The organism is Inquilinus sp., assembly GCF_057815775.1.
Genome location: NZ_JBYRFX010000649.1, coordinates 1 through 2,972 on the forward strand (window position 1 = coordinate 1; position 2,972 = coordinate 2,972).

The 2,972-nt window shown below is 66.8% G+C and carries 2 protein-coding genes and 1 pseudogene; 1 reads left to right on the forward strand and 2 read right to left on the reverse strand.

The annotated features are described in order from the left end of the window. The coding region (locus AC3XYG_RS22445; RefSeq protein WP_489142087.1) for an ABC transporter permease subunit at nucleotides 1–1,186 on the reverse strand (1,186 nt) is incomplete at its 3' end. A gap of 82 nt (nucleotides 1,187–1,268) precedes the next feature. Continuing rightward, nucleotides 1,269–2,510 (reverse strand): urea ABC transporter substrate-binding protein, encoded by a 1,242-nt coding sequence (urtA, locus tag AC3XYG_RS22450; protein ID WP_489142088.1) that lies wholly within the window; start codon nucleotides 2,508–2,510, stop codon nucleotides 1,269–1,271. A gap of 254 nt (nucleotides 2,511–2,764) precedes the next feature. Here urtA and AC3XYG_RS22455 point away from each other — a divergent pair. Further along, nucleotides 2,765–2,972: pseudogene (locus tag AC3XYG_RS22455) on the forward strand (hypothetical protein); the annotation flags it as partial.

A 2,972-nucleotide genomic window follows, 5' to 3' on the forward strand; every position in this document is an offset into this window, starting at 1 on the left:
GGGCGAAGACGATGATCCAGAGCCGGTTCCAGGTCAGGGTCAGGCCGCCGAGGTCGAAGGCACCGGACATCCAGGCGGGGTTGCCGACCTCGCGGTTCGACGGGCCGAAGATCGTCCGCACCGCCTGCTGCAGGATCAGCGACAGGCCGAAGGTGGCCAGCAGGGTCTCCAGCGGCCGGCCGTAGAGGAAGCGGATGATGGTGCGCTCGATGGCGATGCCGGCCAGGCCCGCGACCAGGAAGGCCAGCGGCAGCGCCACCGCCAGCGAATAGTCGAAAAGGTTCGGCGCGTATTGCCGGAACGCCTCCTGCACCAGGAAGGTGGTGTAGGCGCCGAGCATGACGATTTCGCCATGCGCCATGTTGATCACGCCCATCACGCCGAAGGTGATGGCCAGGCCGATGGCGGCGATCAGCAGCACCGAGCCGAGGCTGAGCCCGTAATAGAGGCTCTGCACCCCGTTCCAGATCGCCAGCCTGGTGTCGACGCGACCGATTGCGGCCTGGGCCGCGGCCACAACGGCGGGGGACGCGGTGGCGATGCCGGCCAGCAGCGCCCGCGCCTCCTGGTCGCCGCGGCCGGCGATGGTGTCGATCGCGGCCAGCAGCTCGGCATCGGTGCCGCCATGAGTCAGGATGATCGCGGCCCGCGCCTCGGTGAAGGCTTGTTTCACGGTCGGATCGGTCTCGCGCGCCAGCGCCGTTTCCACCGCCGCGCGGGAATTCGGGTCGCGCGACTTGAACACCGAGGCCGCCGCGTCCAGCCGCTTGGCCGGGTCGGGCGAGACCAGGGTCAGCGTGCCCATCGCCGTCTCGATACCGCGGCGGACCTTGTTGTTGACCCGCACCGGCTTGCCGCCGGCCGGAGCCTCGGCCAACGCGGCGCCGGTGGCGGCGTCGACATAGGTGCCGGCCGCGGTTTTGATCGCCAGAACGCCGTTCGGCGCCGCGATCAAGCGGCCGGCGCCCAGCGCATCCAGGATCGCCGGCGCCTGGGCATCGCCAGACGCCGCCAGCCCGTCGATCCCGGCGCTGATGTCGTCGTAATTGGCCGAGGCGAACCGCACCAGCACCTCGGGCGCGATCTCGGCCCGGGCGGAGAGCGGCAGCAGGATCAGGAGCAGGAGTGTCAGGACCGCGAGAACAGACCTGGTTCCCGGTTCCGCCTCATATGGTTTGGCCGCCAAGCAAGCCATCGGATCAGCCTTCACAGTTCCGAACGGGCCGGGAGGTGCCCCCGCACCTCCCGGCCTCCCCTCCGGTGGGCGCTCAGGAGCCGGAGCCGCCGCACTTGCCGGTCTTGACGTTGAAGTTCCCGCAGGACAGCGGCTTGCGCCAATCCGAGATCAGGTCCTTCGAGCCTTCGAGGTAGTCCGACCACTCGTCGCCGACGACCTCGGGGGTCTCCGACACCGTCTGGATCTGGCCGTCGGCCTGGATCTCGCCGATCAGCACCGGCTTGGTGATGTGGTGGTTCGGCATCATGGTGGCGTAGCCGCCGGTCAGGTTCGGCACGGTGACGCCGACCATGGCGTCGATCACCTTGTCTGGATCGGTGGTGCCGGCCTTCTCGACCGCCTTCACCCACATGTTGAAGCCGATGTAATGCGCCTCCATCGGGTCATTGGTGGTGCGCTTGTCGTTCTTGATGTAGGCGTGCCACTCGTCGATGAAGGCCTTGTTCTCTGGCGTATCCACGCTTTGGAAGTAGTTCCAGGCGGCGAGATGGCCGACCAGCGGCGCGGTGTCGATTCCGGCCAGTTCTTCCTCGCCGACCGAGAAGGCCACGACCGGGATGTCGGTCGCCTTGACGCCCTGGTTCGCCAGTTCCTTGTAGAACGGCACGTTGGCATCGCCGTTGACGGTGGAGACCACGGCGGTCTTCTTGCCGGCCGAGCCGAAGGTCTTGATCTTGCCGACCTCGGTCTGCCAGTCGGAGAAGCCGAACGGCGTGTAGTTGACCGTGATGTCCTCGGCCGGAACACCCTTGGCCTTCAGATAGGCCTCGAGGATCTTGTTGGTGGTGCGGGGATAGACGTAGTCGGTGCCTTCCAGCACCCAGCGCTTCACCCCTTCCTCGTTCATCAGGTAGTCGACCGCCGGGATCGCCTGCTGGTTCGGCGCCGCGCCGGTGTAGAAGATGTTGCGCGAGCTTTCCTCGCCCTCGTACTGCACGGGGTAGAACAGGATGCCGTCGAGCTCCTCGAACACCGGCAGCACCGATTTGCGCGACACCGAGGTCCAGCAGCCGAAGGTGGCCGCGACCTTGTCGACCGAGATCAGCTGCCGCGCCTTTTCCGCGAACAGCGGCCAGTCCGACGCTGGATCAACGACAACTGCTTCCAGCTTCTTGCCCAGCAGGCCGCCCTTCTTATTCTGCTCGTCGATCAGCATCAGCATGACGTCCTTCAGCGTGGTCTCGCTGATCGCCATGGTGCCCGACAGGGAATGGAGGATGCCGACCTTGATGGTGTCCTCGGCCGCCCTGGCGCCGGACACCGCCAGCCCCATGGTCACCGCCAGCGCGGCGCCGATCACCCAATGCTTCTGCGACAATGCCATCGTGAAACCTCCAGATCGTTCTTTCTGCCTTTTTGCGCTTTCGCACCCGCAGGGCAGATCGAAGCAAGATCCGGGCCAGCCGCCGGCATCGCGGCCGGCCTAGAGATCCGGGTGCCTGCGGCATCGGGCCCTGCCCAATCGCTGCGCAGTGGTCCGGAACTTGCTGAGATACGGCCAGCCACCCCGTCACCACGGCATCCGATTTGGTCCTGCGCATCCTCTTGGTCGATGAAAATGCCGAGCGCTGCAGCCTGGTCGAGGCGGCGCTGACCGCGGCCGGCCATGGCGTGGTGGTGGCCGTCAGCGGCACCGAGAACCTGCTGGCAAAGGTGCGCGAGATCGAGCCCGACGTGATCATCGTCGACCTCGACGCGCCCAACCGCGACGCGCTGGAGCACATGCGCAGCGTCA

Bases quoted from the DNA above. Each gene is read 5' to 3' on its own strand.
- urtA (WP_489142088.1), bottom strand. From the start codon at position 2,510: ATGGGGCTGGCGGTGTCCGGCGCCAGGGCGGCCGAGGACACCATCAAG.